Annotated in this window: 14 protein-coding genes; 9 read left to right on the top strand and 5 right to left on the bottom strand. The window is 64.2% G+C overall.

Going from position 1 to position 16,037, the window contains the following annotated elements; all coding sequences use genetic code 11:
* Window positions 1–74 precede the first annotated feature (74 nt).
* Window positions 75–305, top strand: coding sequence for a DUF1127 domain-containing protein (locus CAG44_RS02055; protein WP_085615949.1), 231 nt, complete (start codon window positions 75–77; stop codon window positions 303–305).
* 144 nt (window positions 306–449) lie between these two features.
* Here the strand turns inward: CAG44_RS02055 and CAG44_RS02050 are convergent, their stop codons facing one another.
* The gene (locus CAG44_RS02050) at window positions 450–1,742 is read right to left on the bottom strand and encodes an FAD-binding oxidoreductase (RefSeq protein ID WP_085691506.1); all 1,293 of its coding nucleotides are present in this window, start codon (window positions 1,740–1,742) and stop codon (window positions 450–452) included.
* Window positions 1,743–1,941: 199 nt separating this feature from the next.
* Here CAG44_RS02050 and CAG44_RS02045 point away from each other — a divergent pair, with 199 nt between their 5' ends.
* A complete protein-coding gene (locus CAG44_RS02045) occupies window positions 1,942–2,295 on the top strand; it encodes a YkgJ family cysteine cluster protein (RefSeq protein WP_013974780.1) in 354 nt (117 codons plus the stop codon).
* Window positions 2,296–2,297: 2 nt separating this feature from the next.
* Here CAG44_RS02045 and dadR read toward each other — a convergent pair whose 3' ends face one another.
* Entirely contained in the window at window positions 2,298–2,786 is a 489-nt protein-coding gene (gene dadR / locus CAG44_RS02040) for a transcriptional regulator DadR (protein WP_003258963.1), read from the bottom strand.
* Window positions 2,787–2,942: 156 nt separating this feature from the next.
* On the opposite strand from dadR, the gene dadA reads away from it, so the two are divergent.
* The 5 genes from dadA (at window position 2,943) to CAG44_RS02015 (ending at window position 8,775) form a co-directional block, all read left to right on the top strand.
* Window positions 2,943–4,247, top strand: a complete 1,305-nt coding sequence (gene dadA / locus CAG44_RS02035; RefSeq protein WP_013974779.1) for a D-amino acid dehydrogenase — start codon at window positions 2,943–2,945, stop codon at window positions 4,245–4,247.
* 148 nt (window positions 4,248–4,395) lie between these two features.
* A complete protein-coding gene (gene alr / locus CAG44_RS02030; protein ID WP_085691505.1) occupies window positions 4,396–5,469 on the top strand; it encodes an alanine racemase in 1,074 nt (357 codons plus the stop codon).
* A 109-nt stretch (window positions 5,470–5,578) separates the two neighbouring features.
* Window positions 5,579–6,127 carry a cupin domain-containing protein gene (locus CAG44_RS02025; protein ID WP_013974777.1) on the top strand — a complete coding sequence of 183 codons (549 nt, stop codon included), beginning with the start codon at window positions 5,579–5,581 and terminating at the stop codon, window positions 6,125–6,127.
* Window positions 6,128–6,281: 154 nt separating this feature from the next.
* Window positions 6,282–6,686 (top strand): cytochrome c5 family protein, encoded by a 405-nt coding sequence (locus CAG44_RS02020; protein WP_038408395.1) that lies wholly within the window; start codon window positions 6,282–6,284, stop codon window positions 6,684–6,686.
* Between the two features lie 226 nt (window positions 6,687–6,912).
* On the top strand, window positions 6,913–8,775 hold the full coding sequence (locus tag CAG44_RS02015; RefSeq protein ID WP_085691504.1) for an acetyl-CoA hydrolase/transferase C-terminal domain-containing protein: 1,863 nt from the start codon (window positions 6,913–6,915) through the stop codon (window positions 8,773–8,775).
* 121 nt (window positions 8,776–8,896) lie between these two features.
* Here CAG44_RS02015 and CAG44_RS02010 read toward each other — a convergent pair whose 3' ends face one another.
* A complete protein-coding gene (locus CAG44_RS02010) occupies window positions 8,897–9,469 on the bottom strand; it encodes a xanthine phosphoribosyltransferase (RefSeq protein WP_003253535.1) in 573 nt (190 codons plus the stop codon).
* A gap of 64 nt (window positions 9,470–9,533) precedes the next feature.
* Window positions 9,534–11,543 (bottom strand): DNA helicase Rep, encoded by a 2,010-nt coding sequence (rep, locus tag CAG44_RS02005; RefSeq protein ID WP_025341098.1) that lies wholly within the window; start codon window positions 11,541–11,543, stop codon window positions 9,534–9,536.
* Window positions 11,544–11,797: 254 nt separating this feature from the next.
* On the opposite strand from rep, the gene CAG44_RS02000 reads away from it, so the two are divergent.
* Window positions 11,798–13,465: a bifunctional diguanylate cyclase/phosphodiesterase gene (locus CAG44_RS02000; RefSeq protein ID WP_085691503.1), complete on the top strand. Its 1,668-nt coding sequence runs from the start codon at window positions 11,798–11,800 to the stop codon at window positions 13,463–13,465.
* An 83-nt stretch (window positions 13,466–13,548) separates the two neighbouring features.
* On the opposite strand, the gene CAG44_RS01995 is transcribed toward CAG44_RS02000, so the two are convergent.
* Window positions 13,549–14,937 (bottom strand): NorM family multidrug efflux MATE transporter, encoded by a 1,389-nt coding sequence (locus CAG44_RS01995; RefSeq protein ID WP_085691502.1) that lies wholly within the window; start codon window positions 14,935–14,937, stop codon window positions 13,549–13,551.
* Between the two features lie 155 nt (window positions 14,938–15,092).
* On the opposite strand from CAG44_RS01995, the gene CAG44_RS01990 reads away from it, so the two are divergent.
* Window positions 15,093–16,019: a LysR substrate-binding domain-containing protein gene (locus CAG44_RS01990; protein ID WP_085691501.1), complete on the top strand. Its 927-nt coding sequence runs from the start codon at window positions 15,093–15,095 to the stop codon at window positions 16,017–16,019.
* Window positions 16,020–16,037 lie beyond the last annotated feature (18 nt).

The raw sequence follows: 16,037 nt of genomic DNA, 5'->3' as shown, positions 1-16,037 counted from the left end.
ATTGGGTCTGTATTGCCGGTGCTGTCGACGCGCATGCTTTCTCCACGGTATCAACTGAACGAGAGGGTGCGGTGATGGGTGGCATGAGCGATGTGCGCTTGCAACTGTTGGCCAAGGAACTGGAAGCCGGGCAGCAAGCCAAGGTGTTCAACGCGCCGGAAGGGTTGGGGCGTTGGGGGCTGATGCTGCATCGCTGGCACACCCGCAGGGCGCTGCTGCAGTTGACCGATGACGAGTTGCGCGATGTCGGGCTGAGCTGGGAGCAGGCCCGGACCGAGGGGCGTAAGCCCTTCTGGAAAGACTGATGCGATCGTTGTGGGAGCGGCCTTGTGTCGCGAAAGGGCCGCACAGCGGCCCCAGGATATTTGCATCACTGCATGAATTGCCGGGGCTGCTTCGCAGCCCTTTCGCGACGCAAGGCCGCTCCCACAAGGGGCAGTGCGCAGCTTTCAGATCAGCTCTTTCAGGCGATGCCACAGCATCCCCAACGCCAGCAGCGGCGAGCGCAGGTGCTGGCCGCCGGGGAAGGTGATGTGCGGCACCTTGGCAAACAGGTCGAACCGCCCGCTTTCCTGGCCGCTGATGGCTTCGCCGAGCAGGCGCGCAGCCAGGTGGGTGGCGTTGAGCCCATGGCCGGAGTAGGCCTGGGCGTAATACACGTTCGGCTGGCTGGCCAGGCGGCCAACCTGTGGCAGGCGGTTGGCGCCGATGCCGATCATGCCGCCCCACTGGTAGTCGATGCGCACGTCGGCCAGTTGCGGGAAAACCTTGAGCATCTTTGGCCGCATGTAGGCGGCGATGTCCTTCGGGTCGCGGCCTGAATAGTGGCAGGCACCGCCGAACAACAGGCGCTGGTCGGCGGACAGGCGGTAATAGTCCAGTGCCACGCGCTGGTCACACACCGCCATGTTCTGCGGCAGCAGCGAACGGGCACGTTCCTCGCCCAGCGGCTCGGTGGCGATGATGTAGCTGCCGGCTGGCAGCACCTTGCCGCCCAGTTCGCGGTTGAGGTCGTTGTGGTAGGCGTTGCAGCACAGCACCAGAGTCTTGGCGCGTACCCGGCCCTGGGCGGTGTGTACCTGTACTTCCGGGCCGTAGTCGATGCGTGTGACCTCGGACTGCTCGAACAGCTTCACGCCCAGGCGGCTGGCCACGGCAGCCTCACCCAGTGCCAGGTTTAGCGGGTGCAGGTGCCCGGAGCCCATGTCGACCAGCCCGCCGACATAGCAGTCAGCGCCGACCACGCTGTGGATATCGTCCTTGCCGACCAGGCGCAGTTCATGTGCGTAGCCGAGGCTGCGCAGTTCTTCAGCATCCTCCGCAAAGCCCAGCAGTTCGGCGGGTTTGTTGGCCAGGTCGCAATAACCCCAGGTCAGGTCGCAAGCGATGGCATGCCTTTCGATCCGCTCGCGGACGATCTGCACCGCTTCCAGGCCCATCAGTTTCAGGCTGCGCACGCCTTCCTCACCGATGACCGGGAGGAATTGTTCCAGGCCGTGGCCGACGCCACGGATCAGTTGCCCACCATTGCGCCCGCTGGCGCCCCAACCGAGCTTGCGCGCTTCCAGCAGGATGACCGAGAAGCCGCGTTCGGCCAGTTCGATGGCGGTGTTCAGGCCCGAGTAGCCGCCGCCGACGATGCACACGTCGGCGCTGTGCTCGCCTTGCAGGAAGGAGTGGTCGGGGTGTGGCGCGCTGCTGGCGGCGTAGTAGGAGGCGGCGTGCTGCGCGCTGTGGATCATTGGGCAGGTCCTGAGGCTGGTGGGCTGAGGGGGAGGAGGATAAGCCGGGGCTTTGGGGAGGGGCAACCGGCCTCATCGCCGGCAAGCCAGCTCCCACAGGGTCCGCGTGGCACTTGAGACCGGCGGTGTACCTGTGGGAGCCGGCTTGCCGGCGATTGGCCCTATAATCCAACCTCAGCTCTCAAACTTGTACCTTGCCATGTCCTGCAACCGCCACAAGATCCACTTCCTGCGCGAACTCATCCCTTCCTTCGAGTGCGAGCCCGGCTGCCACGACTGCTGCGGCCCGGTCACCACTTCGGCGGAAGAAATGGCCCGCCTGCCGCGCAAGTCCCAAGCCGAGCAGGACGCCGCCCTGGAGCGCCTGGACTGTGTGCACCTGGGCCCCAACGGCTGCACGGTGTATGAAGAGCGCCCGATGATCTGCCGCCTGTTCGGCACCACCCCGCGCCTGGCCTGCCCGCGTGGCCGTGGCCCTGAACAGATGATCGAGCCCGCTGCCGAGCAGTTGGTCCACCAGTTCATTGCCACCACCCGCCAGGTGCTGGTCTGACTTCAGTCCGGGATCGGCAGGCAAAGGCTCTCCTTCACCTCTTCCATCACGATGTAGCTCTTCGATTCGCGCACGTGCGGCAGCTTTAGCAGGATGTCGCCGAGCAGCTTGCGGTACGAGGCCATCTCGGAAATACGCGCCTTCACCAGGTAGTCGAAGTCGCCTGAAACCAGGTGGCATTCCAGTACGTGGGGCAGTTTCAGCACCGCGCGGCGGAACTCCTCGAAGGTGTCGCCCGATTTGTAGTCCAGGCTGATTTCCACGAACACCAGCAGGCTGCCCTTGAGGTGCTGCGGGTTCAGGCGGGCGTTGTAGCCCATGATGATGCCCTCGCGCTCCAGGCGGCGGACCCGCTCGGTGCAAGGGGTGGTGGAAAGCCCAACTTTCTCGCCCAGTTCGGTGAAGGAAATACGCCCGTCATTCTGCAGGATACGCAGGATGTTACGGTCGATCTTGTCCAGTTCACGCTTGCTCTGGTGCTGGGTTCTCATAGGGGATGCCCCTCCGTGAAAGGCGATTTTGCCGAGAATTCTCGCCAATAATAGGCTTTTATATAGTGAATTGCACTGCCTTCAAATTCCTATACTGCGCGCATTCATGCCATTTCAATAAAAGTCTGCGGCGCGCCGCGTGCGAGGGATAAAACGATGCGAGTTCTGGTACTTGGTAGCGGTGTGATCGGAACCGCCAGTGCCTACTATCTGGCCCGGCAAGGTTTCGAAGTAACGGTGGTCGATCGCCAGCCAGCGGTGGCCATGGAAACCAGCTTTGCCAACGCAGGCCAGATCTCGCCCGGCTATGCCTCGCCCTGGGCCGCCCCAGGCGTGCCGCTGAAGGCCATCAAATGGCTGCTGGAGCGCCACGCGCCCCTGGCCATCAAGCTCACCGGCGACGTCGACCAGTACCTGTGGATGGCACAGATGCTGCGCAACTGCACCGCCAGCCGTTACGCGGTGAACAAGGAGCGCATGGTGCGCCTGTCCGAGTACAGCCGTGACTGCCTCGACGAGCTGCGCGCCGAAACCGGCATCGCATACGAAAACCGCAGCTTGGGCACCACCCAGCTGTTCCGTACCCAGGCCCAGGTGGATGCCGCGGCCAAGGACATTGCCGTGTTGGAGCAGTCCGGCGTGCCTTACGAGCTGCTCGACCGCGACGGCATTGCCCGCGTCGAACCGGCCCTGGCTGGCGTCAAGGACATCCTGGCCGGCGCTCTGCGCCTGCCAAACGACCAGACTGGCGACTGCCAGCTGTTCACCACCAAGCTTGCCGAAATGGCCGTGAAGCTGGGCGTGGAGTTCCGCTTCGGCCAGGACATCCAGCGCCTGGACTTCGCGGGTGACCGCATCAATGGCGTGTGGATCGACGGCAAGCTGGAAACCGCCGACCGTTACGTGCTGGCGCTGGGCAGCTACTCGCCGCAGATGCTCAAGCCGCTGGGCATCAAGGCCCCGGTGTACCCGCTGAAGGGCTACTCGCTGACCGTGCCGATCACCAACGCCGACATGGCCCCGACCTCGACCATTCTCGACGAGACCTACAAGGTCGCCATTACCCGTTTCGACAACCGTATCCGCGTCGGCGGCATGGCTGAAATTGCCGGTTTTGACCTGTCGCTGAACCCGCGTCGGCGCGAAACGCTGGAGATGATCGTCAACGACCTTTATCCTCGCGGCGGTGATCTGAGCCAGGCCAGCTTCTGGACCGGCCTGCGCCCGGCGACCCCGGACGGCACGCCGATCGTCGGCGCCACGGCGTTCCGCAACCTGTTCCTGAACACCGGTCACGGCACCTTGGGCTGGACCATGGCGTGCGGCTCCGGTCGCCTGCTGGCCGACCTGATTGCGCGCAAGAAGCCGCAGATCAGTGCCGAAGGCCTGGACATTTCCCGTTATGGCAACAGCCCGGAAGTGGCCAAGCACGGGCAGACTGCGCCGGCTCACCAGCAGTAAGTTCGCCTGTACCGGCCTCTTCGCGGGCTCGCCCGCTCCCACAGGAACACCACAGATATTGAAAACTGTGCAGTACCTGTGGGAGCGGGCGAGCCCGCGAAGAACCCAACACCGTTTTCAACCTGTGAACCACCATAAGGCAGCCGCCATGCGTCCCGCCCGCGCCCTGATCGACCTCCAGGCCCTGCGCCACAACTACCGTCTGGCCCGTGAACTGACCGGTGCCAAAGCCCTCGCCGTGATCAAGGCCGACGCCTACGGCCACGGCGCCGTGCGCTGTGCCCTGGCCCTGGAGGCCGAAGCCGACGGCTTTGCCGTGGCCTGCATCGAAGAAGCGCTGGAGCTGCGCGCCGCCGGTATCAAGGGCCCGGTGCTGCTGCTGGAAGGCTTCTTCGAAGCCAGCGAACTGGCACTGATCGCCGAACACGACCTGTGGTGCGTGGTGCACTCGCTGTGGCAACTGGAAGCGATCGAAAAGACCCAGCTGCACAAGCCGCTCACCGTCTGGCTCAAGCTCGACAGCGGCATGCACCGCGTCGGCCTGCACCCCAAGGACTACCACGAGGCCTACCAGCGCCTGCTGGCCAGCGGCAAGGTCGCACGGATCGTGCTGATGAGCCACTTCGCTCGCGCCGACGAACTGGATGCCGACGCTACCGCCCAGCAGATCGCCGTGTTCGAGGCCGCCCGCCAGGGCCTGGCCGCCGAGTGCAGCCTGCGCAACTCCCCCGGTGTGCTGGGCTGGCCGCAGGCCCCCAGCGACTGGGTGCGCCCGGGCCTGATGCTGTACGGTGCCACACCGTTCGAAGTGGCCCAGGCCGAGGCCGAGCGCCTGCAACCGGTGATGACCCTGCAATCGCGGGTGATCAGCGTGCGCGAACTGCCTGCCGGCGAGCCGGTGGGCTATGGCGCCAAGTTCGTCAGCCCACGGCCAACCCGCGTTGGTGTGGTTGCCATGGGCTATGCCGATGGCTACCCGCGCCAGGCGCCCAACGGTACCCCGGTGCTGGTCGCCGGCAAGCGCACCCAACTGATCGGCCGGGTGTCGATGGACATGCTCAGCATCGACCTGACCGACGTGCCGGAAGCCACCGTCGGCAGCCCCGTCGAACTTTGGGGCAAGCATGTGCTGGCCAGTGAAGTGGCTGCGCACGCGGGTACCATTCCGTACCAGATTTTCTGCAACCTGAAGCGGGTACCTCGGGACTACGTCGGCGAATGACACGCTGAAGCGGACAGGTTGAAGGGCGGTGTGTTGTAAATACTGAACGGCATTGCCATGATATCGTTCACATCCACCCCCCTTTCCACCGTTTCAGGAGGCTCCAGCTTTGGACGTCGGCGAACGACTGCAAGCCATCCGCAAGCTCAAGGGCCTGTCCCAGCGTGAACTCGCCAAGCGTGCCGGCGTGACCAACAGCACCATCTCGATGATCGAGAAGAACAGCGTGAGCCCGTCGATCAGCTCGCTGCGCAAGGTGCTGAGCGGCATTCCCATGTCCATGGTCGAGTTCTTCTCGGTCGAACTGGAACCTGAAAGCCCCACGCAGATCGTCTACAAGGCCCATGAGCTGATCGATATCTCCGACGGGGCGGTGACCATGAAGCTGGTCGGCAAGTCGCACCCCAACCGTGCCATCGCCTTTCTCACCGAGGTGTATCCACCGGGTGCCGATACGGGGGCCGAAATGCTTACCCATGACGGCGAAGAAACCGGCATCCTGCTCGAAGGCCGCCTGGAGCTGGTGGTCGGCAACGAGATCTTCATCCTTGAAGAGGGCGACAGCTACTACTTCGAAAGCACCCGTCCGCACCGCTTTCGCAACCCGTTCGACCGGCCGGCGCGGCTGATCAGTGCGGCGACGCCTTCAAACTTTTGATCCAGCGCAGTGCATTGATTCGGCAATACCCCTTTCCTGTGTGGGGTCGTTTCACGGCCTCTGGGTTCCCGCTATACTTTTCAACGCTCGCCGATCCGTGGCCGCGAGCGTGATTAGCCACCATGAGGGTGTTCGCGTGAACCAAATCAAGAAGATGCTGGCCGTACCAGCAGCCGTATTCGCCCTCTGGGCAATGAGCGCAACCGCTGCGACCAATGATGACATCGCCAAGCGCCTGGAGCCGGTTGGCCAGGTGTGCGTCCAGGGCCAAGAGTGCAAAGGCATGGAAGTGGCCGCCGCCGCAGGTGGCGGTGGTGCCAAGACGCCGGACGAGATCATCGCCAAGCACTGCAATGCCTGCCATGGCTCCGGCCTGCTCGGCGCACCGAAGATTGGCGATACCGCGGCGTGGAAGGAACGCGCCGACCACCAGGGCGGCCTGGACGGCATCCTGGCCAAGGCCATTACCGGCATCAACGCCATGCCACCGAAAGGCACCTGCGCAGACTGCTCGGATGACGACTTGAAAGGGGCGATCAAGAAGATGTCCGGGCTGTGAGAAACAGCTGAATTGCATGAGGCCCGCCGTTGATGGCGGGCTTTGTTTTTGCGGCGCCTTTACCGGCCCTTTCGCGGGCTTGCCCGCTCCCACAGGTTGTCACGGGACCTGTCGGCAGCGGTGTTCCTGTGGGAGCGGGCAAGCCCGCGAAGAGGCCGGCACAGGCAACCAAATACTTCAGGCCCATGTCCAACCCCTGAACCCATGGATGTCTCAGGAGGCCCCGATGCACCTCTGCTCCATCGACCAGGCCGTCGAGCAAGTCCTGTCGCGCCTGCCAGCCCATATCCAAATGGGCCTGCCGCTGGGCCTGGGCAAGCCCAACGCCTTCGTCAATGCGCTTTACGCCCGCATCCGCGAGCTGCCCGAACGGCGCCTTACTATCTACACCGCCCTGTCCCTCGGCCGCCCGCCACTGGGCGATGGCCTGCAGCGGCGCTTTCTCGAGCCCTTCGTCGAGCGCGTCTTCGCCGACTATGAAGACCTTACCTACCTCGCCGACCTTCGCAACGACAGCCTGCCGCCGAACATCCAGGTGGAACAATTCTTCATGCAACCCGGCAGCCTGCTGCACAGCGCGTCGGCCCAGCAGAGCTACATCAGCAGCAACTACAGCCACGCCGCACGCGACATCAACGCCAAGGGCCTGAACCTGATCGCGCAGCTGGTGGCCGCCACCCCCGAGAGGCCGGTGCACCTGAGCCTGGCCTGCAACCCCGACATCACCCTCGACCTGCTGCCGATGATCGCCAAGCGCCGCGCCGCCGGCGAGACCATCCTCATGCTCGGCCAAGTGCATGCCGAGCTGCCTTACATGCCGGGTGACGCCGAGCTACCCATCGATACGTTCGACCTGCTGATCGATACAGCCGAGCAACGCCGCCTGTTCTCCACGCCGAACATGCCGGTCAACACCCAGGACCACTGCATCGGCCTGCACGCCAGCAGCCTGGTTCGCGACGGCGGCACGCTACAGATCGGCATTGGTGCCATGGGCGATGCGGTAGCTGCCGCATTGCTGGCGCGCCAGGGTGACAACGCCGGTTATCGTGCCGTGCTCGACGCGCTGGGTGCTGGCTCGTGGCAAGCGCTGATCGAACGGGAAGGGGGCCTGGATACCTTCGCCCAAGGCCTGTACGGCTGCAGCGAGATGTTCGTCAACGGCTTGCTGGCGCTGGCCGAAGCGGGCCTGTTGCGGCGCCCGGCGGACGAGCAGGGGGCGGCAGTGCTGCATGGCGGTTTCTTCCTCGGCCCCCAGGCGTTCTATCAGCGCTTGCGCGACATGCCGCTGGAACAGCGCGCACGGTTTGCCATGACGCGTATCAGCTTCATCAACGAGCTGTACGGGCAGGAGGAACTCAAGCGCCGCCAACGCCGTGATGCGCGTTTCATCAACACCGTATTCGGCATGACCCTGCTCGGCGCCGGGGTGGCCGACCAGCTGGAGGATGGCCGGGTACTCAGTGGCGTGGGCGGGCAGTACAACTTCGTCGCCCAGGGCCATGCGCTGGAGGGCGGGCGTTCGATCCTGCTGCTGCGCAGCTGGCGTGAGGCGGGCGGGGAGGTAACCTCGAACCTGTTCTGGAACTATGGCCATTGCACCATCCCCCGGCACCTGCGCGATATCGTGGTGACCGAGTACGGCATCGCCGACCTGCGTGGGCAGACCGACAGCGAGGTGATTGCGCGGTTGCTGGCGGTATGTGATTCGCGGTTCCAGCAGGGGTTGATCGAGCAGGCAAGGGATGCCGGCAAGTTGGCCAGGGATTTTCAACTGGAGGCGTGCTTTACCGACAATACGCCGCAGCGGCTGGAGGCGATCAGGGCGCGGCACTCGCGGTTGTTCCCGGAGTATCCGCTGGGCACGGACTTTACGGCTGAAGAGCGGGATTTGCTGCGGGCACTGAACTGGTTGAAAAGCAAGTTCAAGCTGAGCGAGGTGCTGGAGCTGGGCAAGGCAGCGCTGGATGCGCCGGGGCCAGAGGGGTATGCGAGGCATCTTGCGCGGATGCAACTGGATCAGCCGCAGGGGCTGAAGGAAGAGCTTTACCAGCGGTTGTTGCTGGCGGGGTTGGCGGCAACCGGATGAATTGCCGGGGCTGCTTTGCAGCCCATCGCCGGCAAGCCAGCTCCCACAGGTACTGCGCTAGGCTTGGGTCCTGTGAGCTCCCTGTGGGAGCTGGCTTGCCGGCGATAGGGCCGCTACAGGCTTACTCGATGAAGCTGACCACACCACCTTCCAGCGACTTCACCCGGGCCAGCGACTCAACGCGATAGCCCTGGCTGTCCAGCTCGGCACGGCCACCCTGGAACGACTTTTCGATCACGATACCCAGGCCGGCCACGGTGGCGCCGGCCTGCTTGATGATCGAGATCAGGGCCTGCGACGCCTTGCCGTTGGCCAGGAAGTCGTCGATCACCAGCACGCGGTCGCTGCTGTTGAGGTGACGCGGCGAGATGGCCACGGTGTTCTCGGTCTGCTTGGTGAAGGAATACACCGAGGCGGTCAGCAGGTTCTCGGTCAGGGTCAGCGACTGGTGCTTGCGGGCGAAGATCACCGGCACGCCCAGCTTCAGGCCAGTCATCACCGCCGGGGCAATGCCCGAGGCTTCGATGGTGACGATCTTGGTCACGCCCGCGTCGGCGAACAGGCGGGCGAACTCGTCACCGATCAGCTGCATCAGCGCCGGGTCGATCTGGTGGTTGAGAAACGCGTCGACTTTGAGAACCTGATCGGAAAGCACGATGCCTTCTTCGCGAATCTTCTGATGCAGTGCTTCCACTTTGTTTTCCTCGATGTAGCAAAGGTGGCCGCAAATAGCGGCAAAGTTAAAGAGTAATGGTTGATCAGCGTTTGAGCATTGCCCGGATATCGGCCAGGGCATTGTTGCCCCGTGCGGCCTTTACCTCGACCGGCGCATCGTCCAGACCTTCCCAGGCCAGGTCGTCCGGTGGCAGTTCGTCGAGGAACCGGCTGGGCGTGCAGTCGATGATTTCACCGTACTGCTTGCGCTTGGCGGCGAAGGTGAAGGCTAGGGTCTGGCGCGCGCGGGTGATGCCCACGTAGGCCAGGCGGCGTTCCTCTTCGATGGTGTCGGCCTCGATGCTGGAGCGGTGCGGGAGGATTTCCTCTTCCATGCCCATGATGAACACGTAGGGGAATTCCAGGCCCTTGGACGCATGCAGGGTCATCATCTGCACACCTTCGGCGTTCTCTTCCTCTTCCTGCTGGCGCTCGAGCATGTCGCGCAGCACAAGCTTGCCGATGGCGTCCTCGATGGTCATGTCACCCTCTTCGTCCTTCTCGAGGGTGTTCTTCAGCGCTTCGACCAGGAACCAGACGTTGCTGATGCGGAACTCGGCAGCCTTGTCGCTGGCGGTCTGCTGGCGGATCCAGTTCTCGTAGTCGATATCGCGGATCATCTCGTGCAGCGCGGCAATCGGGTCTTCCAGGGCAACCTTGTGGCGCACCCCGTCCAGCCAATGCTTGAAGCGCTGCAAACGCTCGGTATAGCGGGCGTCCAGATGCTCGCCCAGGCCAAGCTCCTCGCTGGCGGCGTACATCGAAATACCGCGCTCGGTGGCGTAATTGCCGAGCTTTTCCAGGGTGGTGGAGCCGATTTCGCGGCGCGGTACGTTGATCACCCGCAGGTAGGCGTTGTCATCGTCCGGGTTCACCAGCAGGCGAAGGTAGGCCATAAGGTCCTTGACCTCCTGGCGGCCGAAGAAGCTGTTGCCGCCCGACAGGCGATACGGCACCTGGTGGTGCTGCAGCTTCAGTTCGATCAGCTTGGCCTGGTAGTTACCGCGGTAGAGGATGGCAAAGTCGCTGTACGGGCGGTTGGTGCGCAGGTGCAGGGTGAGGATTTCCATGGCCACGCGTTCGGCCTCGGCTTCCTCGTTCTTGCAGCGGATGACGCGTATCTCGTCGCCCACGCCCATCTCGCTCCACAGCTGCTTCTCGAACGCGTGCGGGTTGTTGGCGATCAGCACGTTGGCGCAGCGCAGGATGCGGCTGGTGGAGCGGTAGTTCTGCTCCAGCATCACCACTTTCAGGGAGGGGTAGTCCTCCTTGAGCAGCATCAGGTTTTCTGGCCGGGCGCCACGCCAGGCGTAGATCGACTGGTCGTCGTCGCCTACCACGGTGAACTGGTTGCGCATGCCGATCAGCATCTTCACCAGCAGGTACTGGCTGGCGTTGGTGTCCTGGTATTCGTCCACCAGCAGGTAACGCACGCGGTTCTGCCAGCGCTCCAGCACATCGGGGTGTTCCTGGAACAGCTTGACCGGCAGCAGGATCAGGTCGTCGAAGTCCACCGCGTTGAACGCCTTGAGCGTGCGCTGGTAGTGCGTGTAGACGATTGCTGCGGTCTGCTCGCGCGGGTTGCGCGCCTTCTCCAGGGCTTCGGCGGGCAGGATCAGGTCGTTCTTCCAGGCACCGATCATGTTCTTGATCTCGTCGATGCCGTCGTCGCCGGAGTATTCCTTCTGCATGATGTCCGACAGCAACGCCTTGATGTCGGACTCGTCGAAGATCGAGAAACCCGGCTTGTAGCCCAGGCGCTCGTGCTCCCTGCGGATGATGTTCAAGCCCAGGTTGTGGAACGTGCACACCGTCAGGCCACGGCCTTCCCCCGGGCGCAGCAGGGTGCCGACCCGCTCCTTCATCTCGCGCGCGGCCTTGTTGGTGAAGGTCATCGCCACGATGTACTGGGCACGGATGCCGCAGTTCTGGATGAGGTGGGCAATCTTGCGCGTGATCACGCTGGTCTTGCCCGAGCCTGCACCGGCGAGCACCAAAAGAGGGCCGCCGACATAGTCACGGGCTTCCTGCTGCCGGGGATTGAGTCGGGACATGCTAGAAACCGGGGGTCGCCAGAAAATAGCCGCGCATTCTAACAGGCATGGGGCGTTTGTGGCGCGACCGTCTGACGTCTGAGTCAAATATGTAAACGGGATTTGCCGGCTGGCGCAGTTTCGCGCAGGATGCACGACAAAATACGTCGGGATGCTACACCCGTAAAAACATGTATTAAATTGAAAATCATTTTCATTAATGCAGTAGCATACCTGGCAGTTTCCGTTGCACCGTGAAGCCCTAAGGAGCCCGCTTGTCCACGCCTGTCGAACCATTGCGTTTGCTGCTGTTGGCCGATGAGCCGGAATGGGGTGCGCTGCTACGCGAGTGCACGCCTGCACTGGGTGGCAGCGCCGTGCTGCTGACGGCGCCGAACTGGGAGTCGGTCGACAGCCTGTTCAACCAGGACCGCCAGGCTGTCGTGCTGGCAACCCCGGCCCTGCAGCCCGCGCCCGGGCGCTGCGAGTTGCCGACCATCCTGCTGCTCGACCACGAGCCCCAGGTAGCGCCCACCGCTGTCAGCGACTGGCTGGTGCGCGACCAGCTCAATGCCGACACATTGCGCCGCTCGCTGCGCCATGTGCGCGAGCGCGGCGTGCTGGTGGCCACCCTGCAGCGCCTGGCCGAGCAGGACCCGCTGACCGGCATCGCCAACCGCCAGGGCTTCCAGGCCTTGCTGACCGCGCGCCTGGCCGAGAACGACGGCCGTGGCCTTGCCCTCGGCCACCTGGACCTGGACAACTTCCGCCACGTCAACGACGCCCTCGGCCACCAGAGTGGCGACCGCCTGATCCTGCAGGTGGTGGCGCGCCTGAAACAGCAACTGGAGGCGGGTGACCAGCTGGCGCGCCTGGGCAGCGACGAGTTCGCCTTGCTGATCGACACCCGACGCGACCCCAATCGTGCCGAATCGATTGCCGAGCGAATTGTCGAGGCGTTGGCCGAACCCTACTGGATCGACGGCGAAAGTCTGCTGCTGGGCTGCAGCCTGGGCCTGGCCCATGCCCGCGCCCAGGGTGGTGCCGACCCGCTGATGTGGCACGCGCACATCGCCATGCGCCAGGCCAAGGGCAGCCAGGGTTGCACTTTCCATGTGTTCAACGAACGCATCAACCGCAACGCCCGTAGCCTTGCCGACCTGGAAAGCGAACTGCGCCGCGCCCTGCGCCGGGACGAACTGGAGCTGCATTACCAGCCGCGGTTGAACCTGGCCGACGGGCGCATCGTCGGCCTCGAGGCGCTGGTGCGCTGGCGGCATGCCGAGCGCGGCCTGTTGCCGCCCAGCGAGTTCGTGCCGCTGGCCGAGCAGAGCGGCCTGATCGTGCCGCTGGGCTACTGGGTGATTTCCCGTGCCCTGCGTGACATGCAGGCGCTGTGCGAGCGCGGCCTGGAGCCGCTGCACATGGCGGTCAACCTGAGCTTCCGCCAGTTCCAGGACAGCCAGTTGCTGGCGACCTTGAGCCGCCTGATTCTCGAACATGGCGTGGATGCCCGCTGGCTGGAGTTCGAACTGACCGAAACGGCGGTGATGCGCCGCAACGAACTGGTGCGCCAGACCATGGACGCCCTGGGGCGTCTGGGCGTGCGCTTTTCGCTCGATGATTTCGGTACCGGGTTCTCTTCGTTCGTGCACCTCAACAGCCTGCCGATCACCTTGCTCAAGGTGGACCGCAGCTTTGTCGCGGAAATGGAAATGCGCGAGGAGAACCGCAAGCTGGTGCACGCCATGATCAACCTGGCGCACAACCTCAACCTGGAGGTGGTGGCCGAAGGGGTGGAGAGCGAAGAGCAGATGGCGTTGCTGCGCGGGTTTGGCTGTGACCAGGTTCAAGGCTTCCTGGTCAGCAAGCCGCTGCCGGTGGGGGAGTTGATGGAGTTCTTGCTGCAGGCGACCGGCTGCCAGTTGAAGGCTGCCCGTTAGGGCCCTTTCGCGGGCACGCCCGCTCCCACAGTGTCCGTGTCTGTACCTGTGGGAGCGGGCGTGCCCGCGAATAGGCCCTTGAGTCAGGCCGAGGCGGTAGCCTCTCGACTACCCCCTGCCTTACCCAAAAGCCGCTTCATGCGCCACTCAAAGCCAAAGGTCAGTGCCACCGCCGCACACGCCAGCCCCAACGCCAGCCCCCACCACACCCCGACCGCGCCACCACCCAGGGTAAAGGTGAACAGCCAGGCGCTCGGCGCCCCCACCAGCCAGTAGCACACCAGGCCGATCAGGAAGGTGGTCTTGGCATCCTTCAGCCCACGGATCGAGCCCATCGCGATCGTCTGCATGCCATCGAACAGCTCGAACCACGCAGCCACCATCAGCAACTGCACCGCCAGCTGGAAGATCGCCGCAAATGCCGGGTCGTCACGGTCGATGAACAGCCCCACCAGCGCATCGGGCAGCAGCCAGAACAGCGCGGCGAAGGCAAACATGATCATCGCCCCGAAGCCGATGCCCACCCGCCCGGCACTGCGCGCCGCCAGCAGGTTGCCGGCGCCGTAGTACAGCCCCACGCGCATGGTCACCGCATACGACAACCCGGTCGGCACCATGAACGCCGTGGAGACGATCTGCAGGGCGATCTGGTGCGCCGCCAGCTCGGTACTGCCCAGCACGCCCATGCACAGCGCGGCAAAGGCGAACAGGCCGACTTCCACCATGTAGGTGCCGCCAATCGGCAGGCCCAGCCGCCACAGCTCGCGCAGGGCCGGCAGCGAAGGGCGCGACAGGCCCTTGCGCAGTGGGTAGGCGGTATAGGCCGGGTGCCAGCGGATATACAGCGCCAAGGCAATGGCCATGCCCATCGACACCACCGCGGTGACCAGGCCGATGCCCATCAGGCCCAGCTTGGGCAGGCCGAACATGCCTTCGATCAGCGCCACGTTGAACAGGTAGTTGAGCACCGTGCCGACCAGGCTGATGACCATCACCGGGGTCGAGCGGCCCAGCGCGCTGGTGAAGCCGCGCAAGGCCATGAAGGTCAGGTAGCCGGGCAGGGCCAGGGGCAGCAGGGTGAGGAATTCGGCGGCCGAGGCAACGTTCTCGGGCTTTTGCCCGAACAGCAGCAGTACCGGCTCAAGGTTCCACAGCACCAGCGCAGCGAACAGCGCCAGGCCCCAGGCCAGCCACAGGCCACCTTGCGCCAGGCGGGTGGCGCCCTCGATGTCGTTGGCGCCCTTGCGAATGGCCACCAGGGTGCCGACCGCAGCGATCACGCCAAGGCAGAAGATCGACACGAACGAGTAGCTCGCCGCGCCCAGGCCGCCGCCAGCCAGGGCTTGCGGGCTGATGCGGGCCATCATCAGGGTATCGGTCAGCACCATCAGCATGTGCGCCAACTGCGAGGCGATCAGCGGCCCGGCCAGGCGCAGCAAAGCCTTGAGTTCTGTGGTGGGCGCGACATGCATGGGGCAGTCCTTTTCCTGGGGTGATCAACGAAGGGCGATTCTGAGGCTTCGGTCAACTTTGCACAAAAGGATAAAAGCGATCATTGGCATGAGTCTGACTCATGTATATATGCTTCCCGGTGATTCATTTCACAGCCCCGTATGGCAGGTGCCTCATGTCCCGTCAGCTCCCCCCGCTGTATGCCCTGCGCGCATTCGAAGCCGCCGCGCGGCTAAGCTCCTTCACCCGTGCCGGCGAAGAGCTGTCGATTACCCAGAGCGCGGTCAGCCGGCATATCCGCACGCTGGAGGAGCATTTTGCCTGCCGCCTGTTCGTGCGCAGCGGCCGCAGCCTGCAACTGACCGAAGCGGCGCGTGTGCTGCTGCCCGGTGTGCGTGAAGGCTTTGCCGCGCTGGAACGGGCTTGCGATACCTTGCGCGGTGAGGATGACATCCTGCGCATGAAGGCCCCCTCGACCCTGACCATGCGCTGGTTGCTGGCGCGCCTTAGCCGCTTTCGCCACTTGCAGCCTGGCAACGAAGTGCAGCTGACCAGCGCCTGGATGGACGTCGACCATGTGGACTTCAACCAGGAGCCGTTCGATTGCGCGGTGTTGCTCAGCGACGGGGTGTTCCCGCCGGAATGGGAAGTGCGCAGGTTGTTCCCGGAGCTGCTGATCCCCGTGGGTGCGCCAGACCTGCTCGACGAGGACCCCTGGGACGAGCGTCGGCTGGCCTGCATCGAGCTGCTGCACCCCACGGTGGACAAGCGCGACTGGCGGGAATGGTTGGAGCGCATGGGGCTGAGTGACAAGGTTTCGCTCAAGGGCGGGCAGGTCTTCGACACCTTGGAGCTGGGCATGATTGCCGCGGCGCGTGGCTATGGCATTTCCATGGGTGATTTGCTGATGGTGGCCGAGGATGTGGCGCAGGGGCGCTTGAGCCTGCCTTGGCCGACGGCGGTGCCCAGCGGGATGGATTATTACCTGGTCTGGCCGCGCACTCGGCCAGGGGGCGAGCGGTTGCGGCGTTTGAGCGCGTTTCTGGAAGAGGAGGTGGCGGCGATGGATTTGCCGGATGTGCAGATCCTGCCGGCCCTTTGATCGCCTGTACCGGCCTCT

It is taken from the genome of Pseudomonas sp. B13(2017) (genome assembly GCF_002113245.1).
GTDB classification, from domain to species: domain Bacteria; phylum Pseudomonadota; class Gammaproteobacteria; order Pseudomonadales; family Pseudomonadaceae; genus Aquipseudomonas; species Aquipseudomonas putida_Z.
Note: the sequence above shows the minus strand (reverse complement) of the source record. Positions and strands in the feature narration are given on the sequence as shown.

Coding starts and splice junctions, on each gene's coding strand:
- CAG44_RS02055 (WP_085615949.1), top strand. CDS start 75: ATGGGTGGCATGAGCGATGTGCGCTTGCAACTGTTGGCCAAGGAACTG.
- CAG44_RS02045 (WP_013974780.1), top strand. CDS start 1,942: ATGTCCTGCAACCGCCACAAGATCCACTTCCTGCGCGAACTCATCCCT.
- CAG44_RS01995 (WP_085691502.1), bottom strand. CDS start 14,937: ATGCATGTCGCGCCCACCACAGAACTCAAGGCTTTGCTGCGCCTGGCC.
- dadA (WP_013974779.1), top strand. CDS start 2,943: ATGCGAGTTCTGGTACTTGGTAGCGGTGTGATCGGAACCGCCAGTGCC.
- CAG44_RS02015 (WP_085691504.1), top strand. CDS start 6,913: ATGCACCTCTGCTCCATCGACCAGGCCGTCGAGCAAGTCCTGTCGCGC.
- CAG44_RS01990 (WP_085691501.1), top strand. CDS start 15,093: ATGTCCCGTCAGCTCCCCCCGCTGTATGCCCTGCGCGCATTCGAAGCC.
- CAG44_RS02050 (WP_085691506.1), bottom strand. CDS start 1,742: ATGATCCACAGCGCGCAGCACGCCGCCTCCTACTACGCCGCCAGCAGC.
- rep (WP_025341098.1), bottom strand. CDS start 11,543: ATGTCCCGACTCAATCCCCGGCAGCAGGAAGCCCGTGACTATGTCGGC.
- alr (WP_085691505.1), top strand. CDS start 4,396: ATGCGTCCCGCCCGCGCCCTGATCGACCTCCAGGCCCTGCGCCACAAC.
- dadR (WP_003258963.1), bottom strand. CDS start 2,786: ATGAGAACCCAGCACCAGAGCAAGCGTGAACTGGACAAGATCGACCGT.
- CAG44_RS02020 (WP_038408395.1), top strand. CDS start 6,282: ATGCTGGCCGTACCAGCAGCCGTATTCGCCCTCTGGGCAATGAGCGCA.